Annotated in this window: 30 protein-coding genes; 10 read left to right on the top strand and 20 right to left on the bottom strand. The window is 61.3% G+C overall.

Annotated elements, in window-relative coordinates; all coding sequences use genetic code 11:
- Positions 1–3 precede the first annotated feature (3 nt).
- The 3 genes from K4G67_RS11220 to K4G67_RS11210 form a co-directional block, all read right to left on the bottom strand.
- Entirely contained in the window at positions 4–750 is a 747-nt protein-coding gene (locus K4G67_RS11220) for an electron transfer flavoprotein subunit beta/FixA family protein (protein WP_239806451.1), read from the bottom strand.
- Between the two features lie 174 nt (positions 751–924).
- On the bottom strand, positions 925–2,370 hold the full coding sequence (locus tag K4G67_RS11215) for a spinster family MFS transporter (RefSeq protein WP_239806450.1): 1,446 nt from the start codon (positions 2,368–2,370) through the stop codon (positions 925–927).
- Positions 2,259–3,029 (bottom strand): hypothetical protein, encoded by a 771-nt coding sequence (locus K4G67_RS11210; RefSeq protein ID WP_239806449.1) that lies wholly within the window; start codon positions 3,027–3,029, stop codon positions 2,259–2,261. The genes K4G67_RS11215 and K4G67_RS11210 overlap by 112 nt, the downstream gene beginning before the upstream one ends.
- Positions 3,030–3,149: 120 nt before the next feature.
- Between K4G67_RS11210 and K4G67_RS11205 the strand changes: the two genes are divergently transcribed.
- The gene (locus K4G67_RS11205) at positions 3,150–3,965 is read left to right on the top strand and encodes an SDR family NAD(P)-dependent oxidoreductase (protein ID WP_239806448.1); all 816 of its coding nucleotides are present in this window, start codon (positions 3,150–3,152) and stop codon (positions 3,963–3,965) included.
- On the opposite strand, the gene K4G67_RS11200 is transcribed toward K4G67_RS11205, so the two are convergent.
- The 11 genes from K4G67_RS11200 to K4G67_RS11150 are packed head-to-tail and all read right to left on the bottom strand — an operon-like array spanning position 3,962 to position 12,684.
- Complete coding sequence (locus K4G67_RS11200) at positions 3,962–4,504, bottom strand: VOC family protein (protein WP_239806447.1); 543 nt, start codon at positions 4,502–4,504, stop codon at positions 3,962–3,964. The two genes, K4G67_RS11205 and K4G67_RS11200, sit on opposite strands and share 4 nt — an antisense overlap.
- A complete protein-coding gene (locus tag K4G67_RS11195; protein WP_239806446.1) occupies positions 4,494–5,747 on the bottom strand; it encodes a hypothetical protein in 1,254 nt (417 codons plus the stop codon). Before K4G67_RS11195 ends, K4G67_RS11200 begins: the two co-directional genes overlap by 11 nt.
- Positions 5,744–6,520, bottom strand: a complete 777-nt coding sequence (locus K4G67_RS11190) for an SDR family NAD(P)-dependent oxidoreductase (RefSeq protein ID WP_239806445.1) — start codon at positions 6,518–6,520, stop codon at positions 5,744–5,746. The genes K4G67_RS11195 and K4G67_RS11190 overlap by 4 nt, the downstream gene beginning before the upstream one ends.
- Entirely contained in the window at positions 6,517–7,686 is a 1,170-nt protein-coding gene (locus tag K4G67_RS11185; protein ID WP_239806444.1) for a sulfotransferase family protein, read from the bottom strand. Before K4G67_RS11185 ends, K4G67_RS11190 begins: the two co-directional genes overlap by 4 nt.
- Positions 7,683–8,486 carry an SDR family NAD(P)-dependent oxidoreductase gene (locus tag K4G67_RS11180; protein WP_083988091.1) on the bottom strand — a complete coding sequence of 268 codons (804 nt, stop codon included), beginning with the start codon at positions 8,484–8,486 and terminating at the stop codon, positions 7,683–7,685. The genes K4G67_RS11185 and K4G67_RS11180 overlap by 4 nt, the downstream gene beginning before the upstream one ends.
- Before the next feature lie 4 nt (positions 8,487–8,490).
- Entirely contained in the window at positions 8,491–9,315 is an 825-nt protein-coding gene (locus K4G67_RS11175) for an SDR family NAD(P)-dependent oxidoreductase (RefSeq protein WP_239806443.1), read from the bottom strand.
- Positions 9,316–9,321: 6 nt separating this feature from the next.
- A complete protein-coding gene (locus K4G67_RS11170) occupies positions 9,322–9,705 on the bottom strand; it encodes a carboxymuconolactone decarboxylase family protein (RefSeq protein ID WP_232469076.1) in 384 nt (127 codons plus the stop codon).
- Positions 9,706–9,735: 30 nt separating this feature from the next.
- A complete protein-coding gene (locus K4G67_RS11165; protein ID WP_066849609.1) occupies positions 9,736–10,599 on the bottom strand; it encodes an NAD(P)-dependent oxidoreductase in 864 nt (287 codons plus the stop codon).
- Complete coding sequence (locus tag K4G67_RS11160) at positions 10,596–11,378, bottom strand: tyrosine-protein phosphatase (RefSeq protein WP_083988090.1); 783 nt, start codon at positions 11,376–11,378, stop codon at positions 10,596–10,598. The genes K4G67_RS11165 and K4G67_RS11160 overlap by 4 nt, the downstream gene beginning before the upstream one ends.
- A gap of 2 nt (positions 11,379–11,380) precedes the next feature.
- Positions 11,381–11,887 (bottom strand): VOC family protein, encoded by a 507-nt coding sequence (locus tag K4G67_RS11155; protein ID WP_239806442.1) that lies wholly within the window; start codon positions 11,885–11,887, stop codon positions 11,381–11,383.
- A gap of 11 nt (positions 11,888–11,898) precedes the next feature.
- Entirely contained in the window at positions 11,899–12,684 is a 786-nt protein-coding gene (locus K4G67_RS11150; RefSeq protein WP_239806441.1) for an SDR family NAD(P)-dependent oxidoreductase, read from the bottom strand.
- Positions 12,685–12,818: 134 nt separating this feature from the next.
- Here K4G67_RS11150 and K4G67_RS11145 point away from each other — a divergent pair, with 134 nt between their 5' ends.
- Genes K4G67_RS11145 through K4G67_RS11130 form a run of 4 tightly spaced genes read left to right on the top strand, consistent with a single transcriptional unit; the run spans position 12,819 to position 15,843 of the window.
- Positions 12,819–14,087: a sulfotransferase family protein gene (locus tag K4G67_RS11145; protein ID WP_239806440.1), complete on the top strand. Its 1,269-nt coding sequence runs from the start codon at positions 12,819–12,821 to the stop codon at positions 14,085–14,087.
- A gap of 24 nt (positions 14,088–14,111) precedes the next feature.
- Positions 14,112–14,429 carry a 2Fe-2S iron-sulfur cluster-binding protein gene (locus K4G67_RS11140; RefSeq protein WP_066849592.1) on the top strand — a complete coding sequence of 106 codons (318 nt, stop codon included), beginning with the start codon at positions 14,112–14,114 and terminating at the stop codon, positions 14,427–14,429.
- A gap of 2 nt (positions 14,430–14,431) precedes the next feature.
- Positions 14,432–14,812, top strand: a complete 381-nt coding sequence (locus tag K4G67_RS11135; protein WP_239806439.1) for a limonene-1,2-epoxide hydrolase family protein — start codon at positions 14,432–14,434, stop codon at positions 14,810–14,812.
- A complete protein-coding gene (locus tag K4G67_RS11130; RefSeq protein ID WP_239806438.1) occupies positions 14,812–15,843 on the top strand; it encodes an LLM class flavin-dependent oxidoreductase in 1,032 nt (343 codons plus the stop codon). The genes K4G67_RS11135 and K4G67_RS11130 overlap by 1 nt, the downstream gene beginning before the upstream one ends.
- Positions 15,844–15,864: 21 nt before the next feature.
- On the opposite strand, the gene K4G67_RS11125 is transcribed toward K4G67_RS11130, so the two are convergent.
- Positions 15,865–16,533: a TetR/AcrR family transcriptional regulator gene (locus tag K4G67_RS11125; protein ID WP_275588847.1), complete on the bottom strand. Its 669-nt coding sequence runs from the start codon at positions 16,531–16,533 to the stop codon at positions 15,865–15,867.
- A gap of 146 nt (positions 16,534–16,679) precedes the next feature.
- On the opposite strand from K4G67_RS11125, the gene K4G67_RS11120 reads away from it, so the two are divergent.
- Genes K4G67_RS11120 through K4G67_RS11110 form a run of 3 tightly spaced genes read left to right on the top strand, consistent with a single transcriptional unit; the run spans position 16,680 to position 19,769 of the window.
- A complete protein-coding gene (locus K4G67_RS11120) occupies positions 16,680–17,615 on the top strand; it encodes a Rieske (2Fe-2S) protein (RefSeq protein WP_239806437.1) in 936 nt (311 codons plus the stop codon).
- 31 nt (positions 17,616–17,646) lie between these two features.
- Positions 17,647–18,714, top strand: a complete 1,068-nt coding sequence (locus K4G67_RS11115; RefSeq protein WP_239806436.1) for an oxygenase — start codon at positions 17,647–17,649, stop codon at positions 18,712–18,714.
- Positions 18,711–19,769 (top strand): LLM class flavin-dependent oxidoreductase, encoded by a 1,059-nt coding sequence (locus K4G67_RS11110; RefSeq protein ID WP_066849577.1) that lies wholly within the window; start codon positions 18,711–18,713, stop codon positions 19,767–19,769. Before K4G67_RS11115 ends, K4G67_RS11110 begins: the two co-directional genes overlap by 4 nt.
- 45 nt (positions 19,770–19,814) lie before the next feature.
- Here the strand turns inward: K4G67_RS11110 and K4G67_RS11105 are convergent, their stop codons facing one another.
- The 4 genes from K4G67_RS11105 to K4G67_RS11090 form a co-directional block, all read right to left on the bottom strand.
- Entirely contained in the window at positions 19,815–20,723 is a 909-nt protein-coding gene (locus K4G67_RS11105; RefSeq protein ID WP_239806435.1) for an SDR family NAD(P)-dependent oxidoreductase, read from the bottom strand.
- Positions 20,648–22,324 carry an FAD-dependent oxidoreductase gene (locus K4G67_RS11100; protein WP_239806434.1) on the bottom strand — a complete coding sequence of 559 codons (1,677 nt, stop codon included), beginning with the start codon at positions 22,322–22,324 and terminating at the stop codon, positions 20,648–20,650. Before K4G67_RS11100 ends, K4G67_RS11105 begins: the two co-directional genes overlap by 76 nt.
- Complete coding sequence (locus K4G67_RS11095) at positions 22,321–22,665, bottom strand: limonene-1,2-epoxide hydrolase family protein (protein WP_239806433.1); 345 nt, start codon at positions 22,663–22,665, stop codon at positions 22,321–22,323. The genes K4G67_RS11100 and K4G67_RS11095 overlap by 4 nt, the downstream gene beginning before the upstream one ends.
- Before the next feature lie 73 nt (positions 22,666–22,738).
- Entirely contained in the window at positions 22,739–23,131 is a 393-nt protein-coding gene (locus K4G67_RS11090) for a nuclear transport factor 2 family protein (RefSeq protein ID WP_239806432.1), read from the bottom strand.
- A gap of 166 nt (positions 23,132–23,297) precedes the next feature.
- Between K4G67_RS11090 and K4G67_RS11085 the strand changes: the two genes are divergently transcribed.
- Together K4G67_RS11085 and K4G67_RS11080 are read left to right on the top strand one after the other, a co-directional pair.
- Complete coding sequence (locus K4G67_RS11085) at positions 23,298–24,449, top strand: oxidoreductase family protein (protein ID WP_239806431.1); 1,152 nt, start codon at positions 23,298–23,300, stop codon at positions 24,447–24,449.
- 2 nt (positions 24,450–24,451) lie between these two features.
- Positions 24,452–25,267, top strand: coding sequence for an SDR family NAD(P)-dependent oxidoreductase (locus K4G67_RS11080; RefSeq protein ID WP_239806430.1), 816 nt, complete (start codon positions 24,452–24,454; stop codon positions 25,265–25,267).
- A gap of 19 nt (positions 25,268–25,286) precedes the next feature.
- Here the strand turns inward: K4G67_RS11080 and K4G67_RS11075 are convergent, their stop codons facing one another.
- Positions 25,287–26,207, bottom strand: coding sequence for a TIGR03619 family F420-dependent LLM class oxidoreductase (locus K4G67_RS11075; protein ID WP_239806429.1), 921 nt, complete (start codon positions 26,205–26,207; stop codon positions 25,287–25,289).
- Positions 26,208–26,259: the final 52 nt, after the last annotated feature.

Below are 26,259 nucleotides of genomic sequence, written 5' to 3'. Positions count from 1 at the left end.
CCTTCAGGCGACGCCCATTGCTTTAAGCTTGGCGACCAGCTCGTCGACATCGGCGACCTTCACGCCCGCCTGCCGCACCGGCGGTTCGGACACCTTCAGCGTCTTCAGCCGAGGCGCGGTGTCGACGCCGTAATCCGCCGGCGTCTTGGTCTCGAGCGGTTTCTTCTTCGCCTTCATGATGTTGGGCAGTGAGGCATAGCGCGGCTCGTTCAGGCGCAGATCCGTCGTGATGATCGCGGGCGTGGACAGGCGCACCGTCTCGAGCCCGCCGTCCACTTCGCGCGTCACCTTCACATGATCGCCGTCCATCTCGACCTTCGATGCGAACGTGCCCTGCGGCAGCTCCATCAGCGCGGCCAGCATCTGGCCCGTCTGGTTGCTGTCGTCGTCGATCGCCTGCTTGCCCAGGATGATGAGGCCGGGTTCGATTTCCGCCGCCACCGCCTTCAGGATCTTTGCCACCGCCAGAGGTTCGACCTCCTCATCGGTCTCGACCAGCACCGCGCTGTCCGCGCCCATCGCCAGCGCCGTCCTCAGCGTCTCCTGCGCCTTGGCAGGCCCGATGCTCACCGCCACGATCTCTTCGATCGCGCCCGCTTCCTTCAACCGGATCGCCTCTTCCACCGCGATCTCGTCGAACGGGTTCATGCTCATCTTCACATTCGCAAGATCAACACCAGAGCCATCCGCCTTCACGCGCGGCTTCACATTGTAATCGATCACCCGCTTTACCGGGACTAGCGCTTTCATCGTCAGTCTTCCTTTTCAATATCATCAGGGTCGCGCGGCGGTCTTCCAGCGCGCGATCAATGTTTTTCCGTCACAGCCTGCAGCCGGGCGAGCTAGTCCCGGCGTGCGCGAATAATCGCGGCGCGGGGCAGCCTCCCGCGAACAGTTGCGATCCTCACCACCGACCTGCGCGTGTCATGGACGACGTTCATCACGCACGCTCTCGATCACCGCAATCTCCCCAGCTATCGACCGCGCCGCCAGCCAATAGCAAAAGATCGCAAGCAGGAGGAAAAGTCCCAGTAGTAGCAGCGCCTGTTGCAAACCCGTACCTGCCGCCTCCGCGCACGCGGACGTCACGACCGCACCGCTGCCCATACATTCCTGTGCATAGCGGGTTCCGTACCGCGTGGTTGCCATCACGTCGCTCATGTAACCGAGAAAGGCCGAGCCTAGCCCGAGACCGAATACCGTCTGGCCGAATGCATGGATGGCAGCGGCAGTGGCCCGCATCCGGGGTTCGACCAGCCGCTGGGTCACGGTCATGATTGTGGGCAGAAAAGCATAGAGGCAGAAGGTCGATCCGAACAGAAGCACCGCCATGATGCGCCACTCGTCCTGATAGATCGCCGCAAGGAAAAGCGGCATGGCCAGCATCGTCGCCAGCATCGGCAGATATCCGTACCGCCGATGGGCCCCCGCCGCGAAGCGGTCGGCAATCAGCCCGCCCGTCACTCCGCCCAGCGCAGTGGCCGTGCTGAAGGTAATTGCGAACGTCAACGCCGCCTCTGCAAGGTCGAAATCGAACCGGCGAACGAGCAACGGGATGAGAAAAAGATTGAGGCCGAAACCCACCAACGCGACCATGCCACTGCCGACGGTGAATGCCACGAAGGCGCGGGACCGGCCAACGTGGCGCATGACGGCGCTGAACGAAGGCGCGCCCTCACTCGCATTGAGCCGGACCGGCTCTTTGACCGTGAACCAGAGCAGCAGAGCTAAAAATATGCCGGGAGCGCCCGCGCCCACGAACGCCCAACGCCAGCCATAGGTTTGCGCGATCCAGCCTCCGCCAAGGACACCGATGGCGCCGCCGACAGAAACGCCGACCGCAATCGTCGAAAACACGGTCGCGCGCCGCTCGGGCGGAAAGCGATCTGCAATCAGGGACACGACTGGCGGCGTAAACCCCGCCTCACCGATTCCCACGCCCATGCGCGCTAGCAGCAGTTGCACATAACCTGTCGCCGCGCCGGATAGCATCGTCATCACCGACCACAGCGCGGTCGCCGTCGCGACGATGCCGATACGATTGACCCGCTCCGCAAGGCGAGCGATCGGAATGCCGATGCCGCCATAGAACAGCGCAAAGGCCGCGCCGCCCATGATGCCGAGCTGGAAATCGCTGAGCCCGAATTCCTGCCGGATCGGCTCTCCGACCACGGCAATGATCATACGATCGATGAAGTTGAAGGCGTAGATCGTGGCCAGAAGGCCGATAAACCACCAGTCTCGACCTGAGAAACGTCTCACAGCACCGCTTCCTGTCGCAACCGGGCCATCTGGGCGATGACATGGATGGCCACCATGCACATTGCCATCGTGGCGGCACCAGCGATCCAAATCATGCCCGGCGACCAACCGGAATTGAGCGCCAGCGATACAGGAGCGGTAGTGGAGCCGAGCGTCGCGGCATAGGTGAAACTGGGCAGGATCAGCAGCCACAGCCGCTTGATGCCGCCAAGGTACGGCACAAGCTTTGCCAGTGCGGCACCCAGAACGAACCCGCCCGTGGCATCGCAGAACGAGAACCAGATGGGGGAGCCGAAGAGATGGAACGGCTGGTTTCCGTAGAATGCACTCAATTCCATCCACTCGCATATCGATACGGCGAGCCAGTCGACCGCCGCGGTCGCGAAGAAAAGCTTCCAGACACTGGCGCCGGGCGCCCCGCGTTCGACTACTCGCCATACCAGATAGGCCGATCCTCCGAAGAACCATGCATAGCCTAGCGGTACATACCAGGGGATGGTCCGTTCATAGCCGCGGAAGAATGCCAGCGGGTTTTCCGCAGGATACCAATAGAGCAGCGTGTTATCGTAGATCGGCTCGATCATCACGGCCGAAAGCGCGGTTCCGGCAAAAACAAGCGGCAGGACCCAGCCCCGCCTGACCCGCTCGGAACCGAGGGCCCACCACGCCAGGATCGCGGCAAGGATGACGCAGGTGCCGATCAGAAATATGGTGCCCGCCGGTTCAGGGGCCGGCATCACCGGCATGGGTGTAATCGTCGATTCCAAGAAAAGCCTCTCCCGCCTTGTGCAAACAGGATGTCGGCGCGCAAAACTCTCGCAACCTGTCCTGCGACAGGTTGTGAAACCCGCACTTCCATTGCTTATGCTGGCTGAAAAGGAGAACCCATGGCTGGACGGCTGGAAAACAGGATCGCAATCGTGACGGGCGCCGCGGGCGGTATCGGTGCGGCGTCCGCAAGGCGGCTCGCGCAAGAAGGCGCAAAAGTGGTGCTTGGCGATATCGATGTCGAAGCGGCAGCGGTCGCAGCGCAGGATATTCCGGGCGCAACATCTCTGCCGCTGGACCTGACCGGCGAGAATTCGATTCGCGAATTCGCCGAACAGGTTACCGCAGATCTGGGCCGCATCGACATTTTGCACAACAATGCCGCCATTCAGAACGATGCGCAGCGGCAGGCCGATCTCGATGTCCTGAACCTCGACGTGGCCGCTTGGGACCGCGCGATGGCGGTCAATGTGCGGGGCGCGATGCTGATGAGCAAATATGTCCTGCCCCACATGATCGAGCAGGGGCACGGATCGATCATTCACAGCGCATCGGGCTTTGGCGTGCAGGGCGAGGCGACGCTGACTGCCTATGGCTCGTCCAAGGCCGCGCTGATCCAGCTCAATCGCATGATCGCCACCCAATATGGCAAGCTGGGCGTGCGTTCGAACTGCATGGTGATCGGCTTTGTCCTGACACCGCTTGCGCAGGAGTCGACGCCGCCGATGGTGAAGGACATCCTGCTTTCACACCATCTTACCCCGCGACTTGGCCAACCCGACGATGTGGCCAATCTCGTGGCATTTCTGGCCAGCGACGAGAGCGAATTCATTACTGGTGCCGCAATTCCGGTCGATGGCGGCGTCACCGCACATCAGCCAAGCTATGCCGATTTTCAGAAGATGTTCGCGGAAATGGGTGGCGGCAAGCTTTAACCGGCCTGTTCGGCCAGCCGGTCTATGCCGCGCACGGGATCGGTCTGGCCATCCCATACGGCATGGGCCTTTTCCATCAGCGCCAGACTGCCCTGCATGGCTTCGGACATTTCCATCAGCTCGGTATAATAACCGTAAGAAGCAAAGGTATCGAACAGGCAGAAACGCTCTCCCGATAGCATCGTGCCGCTATAGGCAATTTTGAAGCCTGCTGCCGACAGGCGCGCATAGGCAGTGTCATAGTCGGCGCGCGGCATGACGTGATGCAATCCTTCGCCCCGTGCCTGCAGGAAATCGCGGAAGGGCGAGGCGCCGTCGTTGGTCTGCTGGAGCAGTTCGATCAGGACGCCGCCGGAAAATCCGAATCCCACCCGCATCGAAACTTCCGTCGGCTCGCCATAATATCGCTGGCCCGGCATGACCGGCACGTCGAATACGAAGAATGGCCCCGCACGCAGGTCGCGTGTCCAGTGCTCCAGCGCGGCATCGATGTCCCTGACGACATGGCACAATTCGACGATCGATCCTTCAGGCTGCATCGGTCCACCCCTCCTTGCTGGTGCGCCGTGCGAAATCATACGCGCGCGTAGCGATCTGCGCCCTCCGACCGGCAAGGTCGATCATGGGCACGCTGGCCGGAATATCCCTGATCATCGTCAGCCGCACCTCGCGGATCATCCGGCCCAGATCGACGTCTGAGGGCACGCCCTGCCACCTTGTCAGGATCCAGCCTTCATGCAGCCCGCAGGTGTCGATCCAGTTCGCGACGCCGGGATCGGCCAGCGCAATCGCATAGGTCACCGTCCCATCGGCATTGGGCACCACCTGCCCCTTGTTGAGGCTGGCAAGCCGCAGCATCGGATCGGGCGCGATGGTCCACGGATCGGTGATCTGGAAGCCGGTGTAATAACTGCCCGCAGGGTCGAGCGTGACCAGCAGCGCTTCGTCATCCTTCAGTGCGAAACGTCCGCCTGCCAGATAACCCCAATTGCCGTCGCGCCCGTTAGGGCCGACCAGCCCGTTTGGCGCGGGAAAGCCGAGGAAGCTGTCCTTGAAACCGCGCCAGAAGCGCAACCACGCGGGCATGTCAGCGATGATCGCGGCGGCGATCTCGTCCTCGCTGCGCGGCGACCAGTCCGGCGGCGGATCGAGACGGGTGACAGAGACTTGGGCAGGCATCTGGTTCCAGTCGCATTGGCTGTCGCGCGTGTAGATCTGGATGCGGCCGGGACGCGATTGCAGATGAAGCGGCCCGCCCGCTTGCGGGCCCACGGTCACCGACACGCGGCGGTCGCCATCGCAATGGGGCAGCAGGTCCTGCAACGTCAGCGCACCGATATTATCGCCCAGCCCGGCGTGATGTTCCGGCTCCATCTCGATCACTACGCTGAACTGCGGTGGGTCGGCGGAAAAGCGAAGGTCGATGCGGTAGTTCCCTTCCCCGTCGATCGGGATTTCGCGATTGAAATTATCGGGATTGTCCACCGCGACCGCCGCACCGTGATAGACATGGCCGAACCATCGCCGCGGGGGATTGGACACGTTCCAGGTAACAACCGGCGACGCCGTATCGCCATTCGCTTCGCGCATGGCCAGCGCCAGAACCCATTGATCCAGGGCGCGGTCCAGACCCAGATTGCCGTCTGACGTGCGGGCGGCAGGATCGTTCAGCATGTCCCGCCGCGCCGCTTCGCGCGCCGCCCTGACGTCAGGTCGTTCGATCAGGCGGAGCGCCAGAATTTCAGCGCGCTCCTGCTCTTGGGTGTAGAGCGGATTGGTCATGAGATGGTGCCCACGCGGCCGCCTTCGACGAACACGGTGCTGCCGGTGGTATAGCTCGAACCATCGCTGGCCAGCAGGATAGCCGCGCCAACCGCCTCGTCCGCCGCGCCGAAACGCTTGATGGCATTGCGCTCCGCAAGGCCCAGCCCATTGTGGATTTCGGCCTCCTGTCCGTCTGGGCTCATCGAACCGACGCAGAGCGCATTGACGCGCGTGTGCGGGGCCAGCGCCTTGGCCAGCGAACGGGTCAGGAAGGACAATGCTGCCTTGCTGACGCCATAGGCGACCGCCGGTGGAATGGGCGTGAAGCCCCCGCAACTCTGGACCGAGATGATTGTGCCCTTGCCGTGGGACTCCATCTCGGCAGCAGTCATCTCTGCAAGACGCCAGGTGGCCATAACGTTCACGTCTATCGCGGTCTTCCACACCTCGTCGGTATTTGCCCAGAGGCCGCCGTCTTGGGCATAGACCACGCCTGCCGCCGCATTATTGAAGATGATATGGATCGGTCCGAACGCTTCGCGCGTCTTTTCGACCAGATTGACGAGGTCTTCGCGCTTGCCCGCATCGGTGGCGACGGCCAGTGCCCGTCCGCCGTCCGCCGCATTGATCTCTGCCGCGATCCGGTCCAGCCTTTCCTGCGAACGTGCGGAGATGACGACATTGGCGCCCAATTCGGCGTAGGCCTTCGCAACATGCTCGCCTACGCCGGGGCCGACGCCGGTCAGAATGGCGGTCTTTCCGTCGAGGCGAAAGCGATCGAGTACGCTCATGATGGTCTCCCCAGAAGATGGCCGAAGCGGTCGTAATAGTCCGCCATGCGGGTGCGCACTTCCGCCACAACGATCCCGTATTGTTCAGGCGTATGCTTGTGCTTGCCCATGCGCTTGGCGGCAGGATTGTCGGCCAGGAACCGGTCGATCCGGGCGCCATGTTCGTCGGAAAAGCGCAGGCCGAACCGGTCGTAGATGCGCCGGATCGTCCCTTTCGGGTCGACCACCACATCCTTGTGCGCCAGATCGATGATCCGCTCGTCGATCCGCGGATCGGCACGCGCGGACAGGGCGCGGTTCATGCCCGCGATCCACGTATCCACCACATCGCGCCCGATGGCGGCTTTGTCCTTGTCGCCGCCGAACGCTGCGAGGAATCCAGCAATGAAGCTGGAGAGCGATGAGAATGTCAGCCCAGGGTCTCGGTGCGTCCATACCAGCATCGCGCCCGGATAGGCCTCCAGCAAAGCAGGCAAGTCGAACAGATGCTGCGGCGATTTCAGCGTCCATCGCCCTTGCGGCCCCTTCCACTGAAAGTTCTGCAGAAGCCGCTTGTGCGATACATACTGTCCGGGCACCTCGTTCGTGCGCAGCCAGTCGGCATAGTCGGGCACGCCCAGTTCCGCGGGGAAATTGGTGCTGGCGAAGTGATATTGCATCCCGTGATTGCATTCGCCCGGCTGGGTGCAATCGAACCGCTGAATGTCGAGAAGCTGCGGCGCATGCTTCAGCCAGTTGTCGTACATGGCGGTGACCTGCGCAATGCGCGGATCGCTGTCGAATGTTGCTGCCTTGGTCGGCGGCCATGGGATATACCATTCCCATTCGCGCGGCGCCCGGGCCTCTGGGTCAAGGCACAGCAGATCATAGGTGATGGTGGTGCCGGTGCGCGGAAGGCCGATCACGATCAGCGGATCGCCGACATCCTGCTGCGCGATTTCCGGATGATTGCGATCATCCTCGACAAACCGAAGCCGCGTGGAAAGCTGGCCCACGATATTATGGGTCGCCAGTTGGCGAAGCTGGTCGTTCGGGCCCATTGCCCCCACCGCCGCGACCAGTCTTTCAAACCCTTCACGCCACCCCGTGTCCGGCCCGAAGTCAGTCAGGCCCGTGGCATCGCGAGCAGCGGTCTCCAGTCCGGCTACGCTCAACGGTTCGGTCATGACAATTGCTGTTCCATCATGGCCAGCAGGTCGGCGTAATGCGGCTGATGCGAGAGGCCTCCTCCCGAAATCGAGATGTTCTCGCCGGTGATATAGCGACTCTCGTCCGACGCGAGAAAGGCGATAAGCGCGGCGATATCGTCCGGCGTGCCGAATTCCGGCGTCAGTATGTGGCGCTGGATCACTTCCTTAAGGCCCGGGACCGTGGCCTCAAGCGCTGGCGTCAAGACAACGCCGGGCGAGATCGAATTGCAGCGGATGTTCTGCTTGCCGTATTGGGTGGCGACATATTTCGACAGCGTGATGATGCCGCCTTTCGAGGCGCCATAGGCGACCCGGGCGAGGTCGCCCGCGATACCGCTGTTGGACGCGGTATTGATGATCGATCCGCCGCCGCGCGCGATCATGTGCGGGATCGCATATTTGCAGCCCAGCAAATAGCCGCGCAGGTTGATGTCGATGATCTCGTCCCAGATCTCGATGGGAATATCGACCGGCGTGGTGTCCAGCGGATGCTTCGCCGGATCGGTCATCGCGGCATTGTTGTGAAGTATGTCGATCCCGCCGAAGTGATCGACTGCTGCGGTCACCATCGCTTCGATTGATACCGGATCGGATGCGTCGAACTGGACGGCAAGCGCGGCCTCGCCCAGCGGTCCGGCCGCGGCTCTGGCGCTATCCTCGAACAGGTCGGCAATGACGACCTTTCCCCCTTCCCGCACAATGCGGTTGGCAACGGCCGATCCGATACCGCCGCCTCCGCCCGTTACGACGGCCACCTTGCCCTCAAGCCTGCGCATCCCGTTATCCTCCCGTAAAGCTTTTATTGAACTCGACGAACCCCTTCAGGCGCTCCCTGCGGTCGGCCTCTACTTGCGGAAGCTTTTCGACGCCGGGACCGTCGGGGATGATCTGCACCGGTTCCCCGGCCAGCAATCCGGCCAGCGCGTTATTGGTCACGTCGGCAGGATCGAATGCACGTGATGTGTCGAAATCTGCAGGAACAATTCGCAGCAATGTCGGAGTGCGCATGATCGGGGCGGCAATGCCGATCACGTCGATGCCCCGTTCGTGATATTCTGCCCAAAGCGACTCTGCGAAATTGATCTCAAACGCCTTGGTGGCGGCATACATCACCAGGTTGGGCTGACCGCCCAGCCCTGCGCCCGACGCCATTACGATTATGCCGCCCTTGCCCCGCTTCAGGAAGCGCTTGCCGAAACCGTTGGCGGCATCGATCAGCGTTGTGATGTTCATCCGGACCAGATGATGCGCGGCATCGGTGCTTTCTTCCAGGAAAGCCGAGAAGCCTCCGGCCCCGGCGTTCGAGATATAGAGGCCGACATCAAGATCGGCCGACGCCTCGACGATCCTGACGCCCGCATCGACGTCGGTCAGGTCCTGAAAGAATGCGCGGTATTCGATACCATATTCGCCTGCCAGATCCTTACCGAGCGTTTCGAGCAGACCCTGCCTGCGGGATACCAGCACAAGGTTGATGCCCATGGCGGCCAATTGCCGAGCGTAGCATTCACCGGTTCCTTCGGATGCTCCCGCGATAACGGCCCAGGGGCCATACCGTTCGCGAAAGGCGGCCTTGTCGATCGGGCGTCGCGGAAGTTGGCGCATGGTATCTCAGCCCCCCTTCATTTCGGCAAAGCGGGCCTTGGCGGCTTCGATCCCGCGGATCAGAGCTGTACAGTTGCCAGCACCCGCATAGAACAACAGGAAATGAGGAATCAGTGCCAATTCCTCTTCAGTGAATTCATCGTTCGCCAAGGCGCCCATCATCTGGATCTCGATCAGGTCCTGCCTGCCCAGCATGGTCGTGGCGCCAAGCACCATGAGGCGCTTTTCCCTGATAGACAGGGCATCATCGGCCCACAGATTGCCGAACTGGTTTTCGATGATCTCGCGGTTGAAACGGTCATTCTCCCGCCCCTTCATCATCGCAGAGGTACCTTTGCCGTACACGGCATCGAAGACCTTCAGTCCATTTTCCCAGGCATTGTCGCTCATCGTCATTCCTCGCTTGTCTGGTGGCGTCGCTCAGGCGATCGGCTGGCCTTTGGGATATTCCAGGCCAGAAGTGGAATCGGCGTTGTCGCGGATCAGTTCGATCATCGGCAGCCGCACGCCAAATCGGGCCGCCTCATCAATGGCGACTTCAAGGTCCTTGATCATCAATCCCTTGAAGTAATTACGCATTCCGGTTTCCTGCTCATTTCCCGCAGGATCGGGGCGCACCACCATGGCCAGCGCCCCTTCCAGCCCGCCGCCCGCATTGGGATCGCCCGACAGAGCCATGCGCAACTGGCCCAGATCGACCCCGTAGTTCCGCGCGATCACCGCACCTTCGTAACCGGCACGCATGCAGCCGAAATAGGTGGCGTTGCGGGCGATCTTTGCGGCCATGCCGGCGCCCGGGCCGCCCATGTGAATGACCTGTCCGGCAAATCCGTCGAAAATGGGCTTTGCCTTCGCCATGTCCTCGTCAGAACCACCCGCAAGACAGATAAGACCGTTTTCACCCGATTTCGGGCCGTTGGTCACCCCGCAGTCGATCAGGATCACTCCCGCTTCGGCGCACAGCTTTTGCGCGGTTTCCAGTTCCGTCATCGATATGGTGGACAACAGGATCACCGTCTGCCCGGCCTTGTTGGCTGCGAGCACGCCGTCGGGGCCCGACAGCACGGCGATCGTCTGTGCGCCATTCAGAACGGCGATCAGCACGCAATCGGACGCTGCCGCCAGATCCCTCGGCGTTGCCGACATCGGGGGCGCTCCGGGGATCTTTTCGGCCGCCTCGGCCCGCACGTCATAGATGGCGGAAAGCTGGCCGGATCGCTGGAGGCATTGTGCCACCCCGCCGCCAATGCCGCCAAGGCCGATTACACCACCGCTTTTCATCATTGTTCTCCTTGAATTGAGTCGGCGTGGTCGCGGGTCACGAAAAGGTGCCGCAGCTCAGATTGTGTTGCTTCATCCAGCCCTGCGTCCGCCAGATAGCGCGATACAGTCTTGTGACTGTTCTCGATCCGGTCCCACGCAGCCTGAAGATATTCTGTTCGCACGCCTATCAGCGCATCCACCTGTTCGGCGCTTGGCATAAAGCCGAAGCTGGCCCGGATATCGCCTTCCAGCGTTCCGCCGCGCCGAAGATTCTCGCCGAACACCACGGACCGATGATAGTCCCGCATGATTTCGTCCCGCGAGGCCCCCAGCATTTCCAGCAGTATGGCAACCGCGACCCCCGTGCGGTCCTTGCCCGCAGTGCAATTCACGATTGCCGGCCTGCCTTCCAGCAGGCATTCGCCCACGGTTTTCCAGTGCGGCGCAAGCGCATCGGGAATTTCCCGGTATGTCTCGCTCATGATGTCGATGGCCAGCCGCTCATCACCGCCAAGGCTCAGCCTTTCGCGTCCATCGTTTCCGAAAACGCGCAGGTCGGCATTCACGTCCAGTCCCAGCCAGCGGCAGTTCGCGTCCTGCCAATCATGCGGATGCGTCTCTCGCTCCCGCCTAGAGCGCAGGTCGAAGATATATCCGATCGCCAGCGATTTGAGCTGTGCATGATGTTGCGGCAACAAATTGGCCGGACCTTCGGCGCGAAAGAGTGCCCCGCCGCGAACGGCACCGCCATTCGTTCGTATACCGCCCAGGTCGCGGAAATTGAGATTAGCCAGATCCATCGTCACGGCGCCGGATAGACCGGAATGGCTGCGGCCATCTGTTCATACATGGCCGGATCGAACCAGACATGTTCCAGATAATGGCCCAGTGTCGCCCGTTCGTCGGTATAGGCAAAGCGCATCACGTCGCCCAGCTCTCCGCGCCACAACACGGGATGTGTCGCCGGATTGAGCGAGGCCATGTAGGCTTCGAAATCGCTCCGATCGCCATCGATCCGCAAGGCCGCGTGATGAAAACGCATGGCAAAGCTGCCGTCCGTGGGTAGAATCTCTGCGTGAAGCGGCGCCTGTCCGGGCGAAGGCTCGATCAGTTCGATCTCGACCCCGCCCACATTGGCCAGCGCGATCGTCATCCGGTACTCGGGCGAGGAGATCAGTCCGGGCGCATCGTTTTCGAACACATGAAAGCGGGACACGCCAAAATCGTCGCGCCAGATGGCCATCGCACGATCGAGATCGCTGGTCACATAGGCGTTCTGGCTATGTGTTGCCTTGGGACGGGAAAACACGATCTGCGCTCCTAGTTGTTGATCTTCTTCCCGCCGTCGACCACCAGCGTATCGCCGGTGTGATAGCGGGACAGATCACTGGCGAGATAAACTGCCGCGCCCCACAGATCGTCGGGCATTCCCGCGCGGCCGAGCGGGGCACGGGCGGCCACGCCATCGGCGATCATCTGGCCGATCTCGGGGTCTTTCATGGTCATTTCGGTGATGATGAAACCGGGCGCGATGACATTGCAGCGAATGCCATGGGGGCCCAGTTCCGCGGCCAGCCCCTTCGCCAGCCCCGCAAGAGCGCCCTTTGCCGCACCGTAATGCACCAGCGTCGGCACGCCCTGGAAAATCGATCCGCTGCCGCACAGGATCATGGAGCCGCCGGGATCGCCCGCCTCGGCTCGGGCCACCATGTGCCTGGCCACTTCGCGCAGGGTGAACACCACGCCGTGCTGGTTGACGTTCATCAACGCGTTATAGCTATCGGCATCCATGTCGATAAACGGCACCGGATTGGCAATGCCCGCATTGGCGACCACCGTGTCGATCCGGCCCATCGCCGCAAGCGCATCGGCCACGCCGGCCACGATCTGCGCTTCGTCGGTGACGTCCACTTCGGCGGAATGCACCTTGACGCCAAAGGCCCGCAGCTTTTCTGCCGCCTTGTCGTTGGCATCCTTGCGCCTGCCCCAGATGACGAGATCGCTGCCCGCACGCGCCATCCCTTCGGCAAAGGCAAAGCCAAGGCCCGAATTGGCACCCGTCACCAACGCAACTTTCCCGGTCAGATCGAACATTTTTTCTGTCATGTCGCCGCTACCCTCTCCGTAGCCGGCCTACCCGCTGTTGCCGGATGCGCCGCATATCTTTCGGTAGGACAAAGTTCGGCAGCCATCGCTTTTACGAATGCGCGACAGAAAAATGCCGCAAGGGAGATCGGGGGATGAAGCAAGACACCAAGGGTCAGGTGTTCAGGATCGGGGACATGCTCGCCCCCGTGCTCGACGACGCGCAAAAGGCCGCGCTGGCAGGTGCATCGCAAATGCACTTCGACTTTTCGTCGAAAGCGATCCTCGACGCCGCCAAGGCCCAGACCGGCCTGAGCGACTTTGGCGAAATGGACTTCGTCGAAAGGCTGGATTTGTGGTGCGAGTGCGTGGAGGAAGACGAATTCCTCTCGCCCGTGGGCCGCGCCGGTCTGTGGCCGATGTTCGTGCGCTATGCCGCGACCCGCCTGCGGGTAGAGGACCTGTGCAAGCGCCACCCGGAAATCCTCGATATCGAAATCGACAGCCCGATCATCGTCGGCGGCCCGCCGCGTTCGGGCACCACCCATCTGCTCGGGCTGCTCTCTGCCGATACGCGGCTTCGCTCGCTCCCCTGGTGGGAAGCCATCGCGCCCGTCCCGGCCGCCGAAGACGCGCCGACGGCAAGCGATTCCAACCCCCGCTGGACCAAGGCGCAGGCCGGGTGGGAACAGCAGGACGCAGTCTTGCCGATGATGCGATACATGCATGAATTCTCGCCCGATCATATCAGCGAGGATATCGAACTGCAGGCCCTCGACTTCTCATCCTATCTGATCGAATGGCTGGCCTATGTTCCAAGGTGGCGCGACTATTACCTCAGCCATGACCAGAGCGGCACCTATGCCTATCTGAAGAAGGGGCTGCAGGTTCTTACTTTCCTGAAGGGGCCGAATCGCTGGGTGATCAAATGCCCGCAGCACATGGAACAGCTGCCCGTTCTGTACAAAACCTTCCCGGATGCGACCTTCGTGATCACGCACCGCGATCCGGTGGGTTCGATCCGCTCGACGCTGTCGATGGCGCTTTATGCTTCGCGCGTGCTGCGCACGAAAAGCGACCCGGAGGAACCCAAGGGCTACTGGATCGACCGGTACAAGACGCTGTTGTCGCGCTGCGTGCGCGATCGCGATTGCCTGCCGGAAGACCAGGCGATCGACGTCTATTTCCACGAATGGATCAAGAACCCCGACCCGATCCTCCGGCAGATCTATGCCAAGGCGGACCTGCCGCTGGACGAGGACACGTTGCAGGCCCTGCACCAGTATCACCGGGATCACGATCCGGCCGTCAACGGCAAGGTGAAGTTCGATCTTGAAGGCGATTTCGGTCTGACGGCCGAGGATATCCGCCAGCATTTCCAGTTTTATTTCGATCGCTTCCCGGTCGAAGTCGAAGTCAGATAATTCATCTACGTCACGGAGTAAGAAATGCCGAAAATCAATGTGATCGACCGATCTGGCGCCAGCACGGAAGTTGAAGCCGACAATGGGCTGAGCCTGATGGAGATCATCCGCGACGATGGATTCGACGAACTGCTGGCACTGTGCGGCGGCTGCTGTTCCTGCGCGACCTGCCATGTTCACGTGGAAGCGTCCTATTTCGCCAAGCTGCCGGAAATGACCGAGGATGAAAGCGACCTTCTCGACAGTTCCGACCATCGCAACGAAACCTCGCGTCTGGCGTGCCAGGTCGAAATGAGTGATGCGCTTGACGGGGTGACTGTCACCATCGCGCCGGAGGATTGACCATGGCCGATGCGCAATCCGAAGTGCTGGCCTTCTTCGAGGAGTGGAAGCCTACGCTGGGCGATATGCTCGCGTCGATGGAACGGCGCTTTACCGACAGGACGGTTTGGGAAAATGTCGGCATCTCGAAGACCACCGGATTCGCGGAGGCGAAGGCTTTCATGGACGGCTTTGCGCAGATGTACCCGATCGAAAGCGGCGAGGTGATCGTTCACCACGTCGCTTCGGACGGGAACGTGGTCTTGACCGAACGAACTGACAATTTCCATGACAAGGACGGCCAACTGCTCGTCTCCATCAAGCTCATGGGGATTTTCGAAATGGACGGCGACAAGATCGTGTCGTGGCGGGACTATTTCGATACCGCCAAGGGCTTTGGGTGATGTTCGCGGATAAGAAGATCTGGACGCAATTGCCGGTCCTTCCGGCAAACGAACTCGTACCGCTGGTCCGCCAATGGGAAGCGGCCGGAATCGATGGGGTCTGGGTCCCGCAAATCTTCGGCCTCCCCTTCGTCACCCTTGCGGCAGCCGCAGCCGTCACCAGCAGGATAAAGCTGGGCAGCGGCATCGCGCTGGCCTTCACGCGTAGTCCGCTGGAGACGGCATGCAGCGTCATCGATCTGGACCACATCAGCGATGGCCGCGCCGTGCTTGGCCTGGGGTCCAGCGCGCAAAGCCAGATCGAAGGCAGCTTTGGCATGCCATACGGCAAGCCACTGGCGCATATGCGCGAAATTGTGGAGCAGGTTCGGGCGGTCATCGCCAAGGGCCACACCGGCGAACTACAGGTGCTGGCAGGCGAATATACTACGCTCGACCTGTCGCATTTCCGGCTGACGGGGCCAGCGCGCCGCCCTGCCATTCCGGTTTATCTGCCTGCCATTTTCGAAAAGGCATGCGAGCAGGGCGGAGAGATCGCCGAAGGGCTGCTGGGCCATCCGTTATGGACGACCCGCTGGATCGAGGAAAAGGTCGCCCCGCACTTGCAGGCAGGTCTCGACAGAGCCGGACGGGAGCGGTCGGCTTTCGATCTGAATCTGATGATATTTACCGTCATCAACGAGGATCGCGATGCGGCCATTGCGGATGCCCGCGCGAATATCGCGTTTTATACGCAATCGCCCCAGTATCTGCGCTATTTCAAGGCGATAGGCTTCGAAAAGGAAGCAGCGGCGATTCAGGATGCGTTTGCCCGGCAGGACTTTGCCGCGATGGAGGCGGCCTGCCCTGACGAGATGGTCAGTGCGATCACGGTGCTCGGTTCGGCTGAGGAGGTGAAAGCCCAGATAATCGAACGCGCACGCTTTGCCGATTCGATCACGCCCGTCGTGCCGCAATTCGGGATGGATGAAGCCAAGGCCGCCATTTATCGGGACCGCATCGCCGATCTCTTCTTCCCGGCGCCAATCTGATCACGCGAGAGCTATCAAGACTTAGGCGCTGAACAGACCTGCCAGAAGAAACCGCGCCATCGCATCGGCCCGGTCCTCGGGCGACGGATTGGCGGCGCCGTCACCAGGCAGATCAGGCAGAAGCCGGTCATGCATCGGGGCAAGCGCGAAATAGGATCCGACCCCGTGAACGAGCAGCGCCAATAATGCACCGGAATCGATCGGACGCAGCGCCGTGCCCGATCCTACCTGTTCCAGAAGGTCCTGAAGGCGGCGCTGGAACGGCAGGGTGAAGCTTTCCGTCATATAGTCGAGCCGCCAGCTCGGCTCGCGCCCTTCAAGGTGGCTCATGGCCACAATGTCCGAATTGATGATCGCCCAGCGGCAAAACCGATGAATCAAGTCCCGCAACTGTTCTTCCGGAGGGTGCGACGGGTCGAAGGCCAGTTCAACCTCGCGGGCGGCTTCCTTGAGCCGCCAGTCGACCGACGCCTTCCATAACTGCGACTTCTTGCCAAATCGCACATTGAGCAAATTGTGGCTGACGCCCAGTTCGCGGGCCATCGCGCGCATTGTCGCGGCTCCATAGCCATGCGTGGCGAACATGGCGAAGGCGGTCCGTAGCAGCGATGCCTCGTCAACCGATCCACCGGCATCGGCGCGTGGGCGCCCCCGGGTCCTCTCACGCCTGCGGGTAAGATGGCCTGTCATCTGGCCAGTTGCCCTGTCCGCCGCCCTGCCCTCTCGGGTGGAGGCGGGCGAATTTACATTTGCTGCATCCATCGACATAGATTGACAACTAAATTGTCATGTGTCAATTTAATTGCATAACGCGTATTGGGAGATGCGAGTCGAATATGACCGAAGCAGCCTGGTGGGCCGTTGCCCGCTCCGAAGAGATCAGCGCGGACAAGCCGCACAACGTCGATATCGGCGACCAACCGGTCGTCCTTTGGCGCGACGACAAGAAGGTCGTGCGCGCGCTTGAAGATCGCTGCCCGCATCGCCGGGCGCCCCTGTCGCTGGGTTGCATACTTGGCAATGGCGCGATCCAGTGCGGATACCACGGCTGGACTTATGACGGCGCAAGCGGGCAGCTGATCGACATTCCCAATCTGAAAAGCGATCGCAAATTCCCTCCTGTCTACAAGGCAAGGCCATTCGCCGTTCACGAGGATGCGGGCTTTGTACGGGTCTGCCTGGACGCCAAGGCCGCTGCCCCCGCACCTGACGATCGCGTCTTGCCGCTTTCGGGCACATCGATTGTGGCGCTGGATCACGAACACTGGATCGCCGCGTTGTTCGACGATCCTTCGCTGGTGCTGTCGATCAAGGGGGTGCGCTTTTCACCCTATCTGCTGACCGAATTGTCCGAGCAGCAAGGCAAGCTGGTGCTGGAACGATCATGCCAATGGGCATCGCCGCACTGGCCCGCACCCTTCACTTCCGATTTCCCGATCAGCCTGCGCATCGCCACCGATCCGGTAACTGGCGAGACGGACCTGACCCTGCTGGACGACGAGTTCAGGGCCCTGTTCCGCGCGGTTCTGGCGCCCGTTCCGGCCGCGCGCGGCGTTACGCAGGTGCGTTGGCGCGCCGCTCTGTCGCCCGGACGCCACCATCTGATGGCAAAGGCCATGGGCATCGGCACGCCGTTCAGGGTTTTCGACCATGTCGACGGAGCGACGCTGCGGGTGCTCAAGCCGTCGGCGTCTATCCACGCCGCGGACCTGCGCGAAAGTATCGTCACGCGCAAATCCGGACCGCCCACAGCGCAGGAAGCCGCTGCCTGACCGCAGCCAAACCGAGAACAAGGAACAGATCATGCTCGACGTTCAAGACAATCCGGCTCCCGAGGTTCATGACGATCCGATCGCGGTCGATCCGCGCCAGTTCGCGGCCAAGGTCAATTCCTGGCTGCCGCACGATATCATGCTGACCGATGCATGGTTTCCGCTGGCCCACAGCTTCGCTGTTGCCAAGAAACCCATCCGGCGCGCTGTTTACTCGCACCCCTATTTCATCTGGCGGAAGCCCGACGGCAGTGTTGTGGCGGCGGAAACGCACCCGAATGACCAGCTTGCCGCGACGAAGAGCGAATATACCGACGAGGCCGGTCACTATCCGGTGATCGAGAAGTACGGCTATGTCTGGGGCTGGCTCGGCAAGCCGGAAAATGCCGCGCCCGAACATATTCCCAGCATTCCCTATCTGCCCGAGGACGGCGGCCTGCCGCTGCACATGCTCGGCACCGTGCGGTTCGATTGCTGCGCGCCGCTCAGCCTCGAAAACCTGATCGACCTTACCCATGCCGATTTCATCCACGCCGATGTCGTGGGCGACGAGAAGATGGACAAGGAAACGGTCGAGGTGTTCCACGACAGCGAGACCATCACCATGGTGCGGACCTGCGTGAACAAGTCCGTCGCGCCGATCATGAAGATCTTTGGCGGCGTGCGCGACGATGTGCAGCAGGTTCGACAGGTGATCCGCATCTATCTGCGCAGCCATGCCGCGATCGCTTATGGCCGCTTTACCACGGGCGACAATGTCCAGCTGTTCCACCCCTGCGTTCCCGAAACGCGTGACCGGACCCGGCTGGATTATGCCATGAACACATCGAACGTGAAAAAGACCAATCTTTTCCGCTATATAATGCCCAAGGCGAGCTACAAGGTTTCGCGGCAGGACAGTTCCATGACCTCGCCGCAGAGCCCGCGCTACATGCGGCCGGAAAAGCGCAAGGATTTGCATTCGCCGCTGGACGAAGCCGGCCAGAAATATCGCGTGCTGATGCTGGCACTAGCCGAAAGACAGGCGCGCGGCGATTTCACCTATCGCGATAATGTCAGCTCTGATTGCAGCGACATTATAGGATATGAAAAAGCATGACCACACTGACCAATGCGACGGGGGGTGAGCGCAAGTGGTGGGGCGTGATGCCCGTTTTGCCCGCTCCGGTGATGGGCGGCATGGCAAAACAGATGGAGCAGGTGGGATTCGAGGGGGTCTTTTCGCTTCAGATCTATGGCGCACCCTTTGTGCCGATGGCCGCCGTCGCGGCGATGACCGATACGCTGAAGGTGTCGACCGGCATTGCGGTTGCGGGAACCCGCAGTCCGGTCGAAACCGCCTATTGCGCGATCGAATGCGACACGATCAGCCAGGGCCGTTTCGTCCTTGGCCTGGGCACCTCGCTGCACAGCGCGCTTGAGGGGATCTATGGCGAGCCGCATCGCAAGCTGCTGACCCATCTGCGTGAAGTGGTGAAGATCGTGCGTTACGTGAACGCCAACAGCCACAAGGACATGGAACCGCTCCACGGCGAATATTACGATCTGGAATGGACGGAAAAGATGATGACCGCGCCCCCGGTGCGCGAGAATATTCCGATCTGGATCGCCGCGCTCAAGGACAAGCTGACCAGCATGTCGCTGGAGATTGCCGACGGGCTGATGGTCCATGCGCTTTGGACGGTCGACTATACGGTTCAGAAGAACGATTTCATCCATTCGGAGCTGGCCCGCTTTGGCCGCAAACGCACGGATGTCGAAATCAATGCATGGCCATGGGTCGCCATCAATGACGACAAGCAGCAGGCGATCGACGACAGCCGTGCCACCGTGGCGGGCTATGCCGGTTACAAGGAATACGAAGACTTTTTCGATTCCATCGGTTTTGGCGATCTCGCACGCGATTGCCAGCTGGCCGCAGGCGAACATGGCGATGTTTCGGGCGTGATCGAGAAGGTCAGCGACGAAATGGTGCAGGCCTTCGTGAAATGCGGGCCGGTCGACGAAGTGCTCGAAGAACTCGAACCCTTCTGGGGCGTGGTGGATTCGCTCTGTCCGATGACGCCCTATCGCAATCTCACCATGGAACAGCTGACAAAGTATAATGAGGGGCTGTTCGCAATGGTGGCAGAGGCGAAACGCCGCGAAAAGTAGGACCGGCAGGCGGGACGGCAAAGCGCCATCCCGCCTTCCCCGGCTTTAGCCGACAGTCTGGCCGGCTTTGGCGGTCAGTTCTTTGCTGATGTCCCACAAGCGTGCGGCGCCTTGCTCGCTCTGCGCAGCGGCAGACAATGCTGCGGGCTTGCGCTTGGCGAGATACTGGCCGGTCGCCTTTGGCGCCCCGCCCTTCGCCAGCAAGAGTATCGTATCCGCGCCCTGCTCGGGCGTCAGCGAGAGCGGTTTGCCAAGGAAATACATCAGCTTGACGGCAAGATTGCCGTGACTGTCGAAATTGGTTTGCACGACGCCGGGACGCACGCAATTCACGCGGATTCCGTCGTGCTTGACCCGTTTCGCCATTTCCCGCGTAAACAAGATGTTGGCCAGCTTGGACTGGGCATACGCATCGCTGGCGCTGAATGACTGCGCCTGCTGCAGATCGTCCCACTTCATGTCCTTGATGAATTTGTGCGCGACCGATGCGGTCGTGATCACTTGTGATCCGGGCGCCGCCGCCTTCAGCAAGGGCAGCAGGCGGTGGGTCAGCAGGAAAACGGCAAGGTGATTGGCGGCAAAGGTCTGTTCAAACCCGTCGGCGGTTTCCATCCGCCTCGATGGCGTGGCGCCTGCATTGTTCACCAGTAATCCGATCCGGTCGGTCGATGCCGCTACCTGCGATGCGAACGCGTCCACCTTGTCCATGACCGACAAATCGGCCCTTATCATGTCGACCTGCGCCTCGGGCGCGGCGGACCGGATTTCCGCAAGCGCGGCTTCGCTGCGCGCGTGATCCCGGCCCTGCGCGATCACCCGCCAGCCATCGCGCGCCAGTTCCCGCGCGACGACAAGGCCGATGCCCGAGCTTGCTCCGGTTACGACTGCTGTTTTGATGCCGTGATACTCCTGCCCGCAATAAAGCCGGTCACCAGTGCCGGACCGACATTGCATCCATGCGCCGGAGACTTGCCCTGCCAGATCGAATTGGCATCCAGCCCGGCAGCCCAAAGGCCCGGAATCGGCTGACCGCTCTCATCCTTGACGCGGCATTGCGCGTCGATTTTTACGCCCACGGTCGTCGATCCGTCGCCGGGGAATATCTGGACCGCGTAATAGGGCCCCGCGCCAACCGGCCCGAAGCAGGGATTGGGCTTGTGCGCGGGATCGCCAATTTCTTGATCGATCAGCGTATCGCCCTTGCCGAATTCACTGTCGCGCCCGGTTTTCGCATCGGCATCGACCCGCGCAGCGGTTGCTTCCAGCGCCTTGGGATCGACCCCGATTTGCGCCGCCAGTTCGGCCAGCGTATTGGCCTTTTTCATATAGCCGGAAGCGACCAGCTCCTTGATCTTGCTGCCCCCCGGAAGCGACAGCCCCATGCCGTATTTCTTGACGTTCTTCGCGTTCGAAATGATCCATGCAGGCACATTGCCGGTGGCGTGCATGTCCTCGACGAAATGGACCCCGGCCTCATTGCCAAAGCGTTTGCCGTCCTTGCCGACGGCGATGCAGCCGGGCTTCGACATGTCGATCAGATGCGCATAGCGTTCGACATAGCCATCATCGCGCGTCCGCTTTGACACCACGGCCCAGACCGCATTGGCGTGGTTGTCCGTTCCCAGCACGGCGCCCGATGCCGTGGCGGCATTTATGCCGTCTCCGGTATTGTGATATGGAAGGATGGAAACATGCTGCTCGGCATAGGGCAGATAGACCTTGCGCATCTGTTCGTTGGCGGAAAATCCGCCGGCCGCCAGAACGACGCCCTTTGCGGCCGAAATTTCCGTCTGCTTGCCGTCTATGGTCGCGACGACACCCGTGACCCTGCCCCCATCGGCAAGCAGTCTTTCGACCGGCGCACTGCTGTAGAGGTCGACCCCCGCGTCCAGCACCGAACGGTAAAGCCTGCCCATCAGGGCGTTGCCCATCGTCAGGCGTGAGCCGCGGCCCAGCTTCTTCTTGTCGAAAGCGAAACGGATGGCGATCTTGGCCATGTACCACAACGCACCGGGCTGCGGCAGCTTGGCGATATAGGGCAGATCGAACAGATCGATCATCATACCGCCAGGCGCGTTGAATTCCTCGCGCGGCTTGGAAAGATTGTCGAAATCGGAACCGAGCTTTCTGCCGTCATATTCAGCCGGAGCCAGCAACCGCCCTTCGTGCATCGCGCCCTCTACCTCGGGGTACCAGTCGCTGGACGGGGGCGAGAGGAGGAAATGGACCGAACTATTGGCCTCCAGCCATTGCACCATTTCGGGGCCGGTTTCGATATAGGCCTCGATCAGCTCGCGCTCTGCCCGGTTGCCGACGACGGCAAGCGAGTAATCCAGCGCCTTTTGCTTGCTGTCGTCCACGCCCGCCGCAACGGCTTGCGGGCTTTCGGGTATCCAGACCCCGCCACCGGAAATGGCTGTCGTCCCGCCGAAATGCGGCGCCTTTTCCAGCACGGCCACCTTGCAACCCGCTTTTGCGGCGACCAGTGCTGCCGTCAACCCGGCACCGCCGGAACCCATCACCACGACGTCATACTGCATCGAATTTCCCTTCACGCACACATGATCGATCGCATGGCCTTGTCGTCGATCCCCAACTGACCCGCACAATCGAGACCGTCCCAATATTCCCGCCACCAGACAATTTTGCCGGCATAATCCAGATCGAACACGCCGACGACATGGGTGGTGGTTTCCCGTCCGTCTTTCAGCTGCCGACACGTATCGACCCGTTCCGTGAAAACGGTCGATCCCGAAGCGGCGACCTTGCGAATATCGCAGGCGCATTCGTCATAAAGTTCGTATTGCCGCTCCAGCTCCTCGCAAATGGCGTCCGCGCCTTGCCTTACCGGAGCGATCGGCACGACTGGCTGATACCGGGCATCGTCAGCCAACATCGCGGCACTGCCCCCACATCCAGCTTACGGGTGTGGAACAAGGAGAGGAATTGCCTGACGACGGTTTCGGCGTTCATGCCGCACCTTCCTGCGCGCCGAAAAAGGCGGCGACCTTACCGGTATCGAAATACTCGCGCCCGTGGACGATCAACCCGTCCCTGATCACGAACAGATCGTGATATTCATTGGCATAGACCCGGTCGCCGAAATGCATTTCCGAGCGCACTTCTGCTGCGACCGTGTCGCCTTCCGCGACCATGCCCACGATGCGAACCTTGCGGTGCGAAGCGGTCAGCAGCATGCCCTTTACCGCGTCGGTATAGGCTTTCCGGGATATTTCGCCCGATCCGATCATCCACCATGTGCAATCGGGCGCCTGCAATTGCTCGATCACGTCAAGCTCTCCCGCTTCGACCGCGCCGAGGAAGCGTCGCACGATATCCTTGTTCTGGTTTTTCTGAGTCATTTCGGTCTCTCTCCGTCGCCGCTTTATCACCCTGCCCAGCCCGCCCCGCCCCTTTCCTTGGACAGGTTGCTCCAGCAGGTGCTCTGCGAAGCATGAGGGCAAGAGAGGAACATGCCGCGCATCGCGCCGCAGGTTCGAAAACAGACAGATCGCAAGGAGCTGACCCATGGATCCGCACGCCCCCGCCCAATATAAGAGTGCAGTCGTCGACACGAATTGCGTGCCGCGTCCCTATCCCGCCCGCACCGACAAGCTGCCGACAAGGCTGGAGGATGTCGACGCCGAGTGGCTGGGCAGGATGATGAGCTATAAATATCCGGGCGTTGCGGCGCACAGCGTGGAAACCGTCCAACTGCTCAACAGCCACACGACGAAATGGCGCGTTAAAGTCGACTGGAACGATGCGGGCAAGGCCGCAGGACTGCCCGAGCATGTCTGCATGAAGGCGAACTGGTCGGGATCGTTCGACAATGTCGATATCCACGCCGTCGAAGCGCGCTTCTACCACTTCCTGATCGACGAAATGAAAGTGCCGACGGCAAAATGCTACTACGCCGACTGGGACGATGACGGCAGTGCGCATGGCTTCGTGGTGCTGGAAGATCTAGTGCAGCGCGGCGGCAAGTTCGGGCACAGTACCGATGCCAATGGCGTCGACATGATCATGGACAATCTCGAAGGCCTTGCCACGCTGCATGGCAGCCTTTGGGGAAGCGACAAGATCAGCACCGCCAATGCCCCATGGCTCCAGACCCAGATGGACACGCCTGTCGACAGCGATCAGGTGCGGATCATGTGGCAATGGATCGAAGCCAATCTGGCGGACCCTGCTTTCCGCGCCGTCGCGCCGCAGCATTACCTTGACGATCCGCGCAAGCTGGAACGCGCATTTGACCGTTTGGGTGAGCTTGAGCGGGCCTATGATGCGCCGCATTGTATCGTGCTGGGCGACTGCCATCAGGGCAATACCTATATCCTGCCCGACGGCGACCGGCTCTGGCTGGACTGGCAGCTGGTCCGGCGCGGCCGCCCATGGCGCGACCTGACCTATTTCGTGATCGGCGCGCTCAGCATCGAGGAGCGCCGCAAGCATCACAAGGACATGGTGAAGCAATATCGCGAATATCTGATCGCAACCGGCGCTCTGGGCGTTCCCGACTTTGACGAGGCATGGGAACAGACGCGGCTGTTCGTCATGTACGGATTGCAGGCCTGGGCCGCCAATCTCGATGAGTGGGGGCAGAACGGCCTTCCCATGAACGAACGCTTCTTCACGGCTGCCGAGGATTACGGCACGTGGCAGCTTCTGGGGGAATAGGAATGGGTCTGGTCGAGGGCAAGATCGCCATAGTTACCGGCGGCGGCGCAAATATCGGGGAAGCCTGCGCCCGCATGCTGGCCGCGAACGGCGCGTCGGTCGCGATTGCCGATATCAACGAGGAAGGCGCGCGGCGGGTGGCCTCTGGCATTACCGAATCCGGCGGCAGGGCCATCGCCCTGAAGGTCGATCTGGGCGACGAAGCCAGCGTCGCTGCTATGGTGGCGGCGGCGTTCGGTGAATTCGGCAAGATCGATATCCTGCATAATAATGCCGCCAACACCGGTGCCCAGCAGATGATGCGCGACGCTTCTCTGGCCGAAATGGATCCGGAAGTGTGGGATGCCGCTTTCGACATCAATGTGCGCGGCACGATGTTCGTGATCAAGCATGTGGTTCCTCACATGATCGCCGCAGGCGGCGGTTCGATCATCAACACAAGCTCGGGCGTTTCGCTGCTCGGCGATGTGCTCAATCCGGCCTATAGCGCGTCCAAGGCTGCGGTAAATGCTCTGACGCGCAATACGGCCACGCAGTTCGGACGGGCCAATATCCGTTGCAACGCGGTGCTGCCCGGCCTTGTGCTCAGCCCCGTGGCGCGCGCGCAAATGACCGAACACCAGCTCGCCATGATCCAGCGTCACGTGCTTTTGCCCCGCGAAAGCGTCGCGGGTGATATCGCGGGGGCCGTGCTGTGGCTGGCTTCGGATCTTGCGGGCTTTGTCACCGGCCAGATCATTTCGGCCGATGGCGGTATTGCCCACCACCAGCCCCATTACGCCGACATGCTGGACATGTTCGCAGCCCTGCCGGGGTAACGGGACGAAACGCCATCTGTCAGATTGCCGGCATGATCTCCTCGGCAACCCAGTGCTGGCGGTCGATCCATGCCTGCTTGCCGGACAGGCCCGGCGGCAAGGGCACGATGGTTTCGGTAATGCCCAGTTCCTTCAGCCATCCGATCTGGTCGATGATCTTTTGCTTGTCCTCGGTCCCCGGCGCACGGGCATCATCCAGAATTTCATGATGCGCACCGACGTTCAGCATTTCGAGGGCGAAGAACATGTCCAGCGGCCGACCGTCATATTCCGGTTGTGACTTGATGTAGTCGATGCAGTCGGGAAAGCTTTCGGGCGGTGTGCGGAACGGGGACCAGCCATTCCCGAACTTCGCCACCCGCCGCTGAACTGCAGGCGCATCGCCACCAAACCAGATCGGCACGTGGGGTTTCTGAAGCGGTTTGGGCGCGAAACCGCAATTTTCGAAACTGACGAATTCGCCCTCAAATTTCGGATCGTCCTTCGTCCAGAGTTCAATCATCGCCGCAATATATTCATCCGCCATCGCGCCGCGTTTTTCGAACGGCACGCCCAGCATGTCGAACTCTTCCTTCAGCCAGCCGACGCCGAATATCGGCTCTGCCCGACCACCCGTCAGCCAGTCGAGCGTCGACCATGCCTTGGCCTGCACGATGGGGCTTTGCAGCGGCAGGATGGAGATCGAGGACGCAAGGCGCAGGTTTTTCGTCTGCCCGCCATAAAAGCCCAGCGCCACGGCGGTGTGGAAATACCAGTCGCCCGACAGCTCGATATGTTCCTTGGGGATGATGAAATGCTCACCCAGCATGCATTTATAGAAGCCGAGCCGGTCCGCGACTGCCATCAGTTCCCCGACATCGGCTCCGGTCAGCGGATCCTCCCATGGCTGGACCATGGCGGCAACCTTCATGCTTTTGGGGATACCGATACTCAGTTTCATGACTGCCTCTCCTGCGCTGATCTACCGGGCGGATAACAGTCCGGCGCAGTCA

It is taken from the genome of Croceicoccus hydrothermalis (genome assembly GCF_022378335.1).
GTDB lineage: Bacteria > Pseudomonadota > Alphaproteobacteria > Sphingomonadales > Sphingomonadaceae > Croceicoccus > Croceicoccus hydrothermalis.
This window is presented reverse-complemented; position numbering and strand designations above follow the sequence as displayed.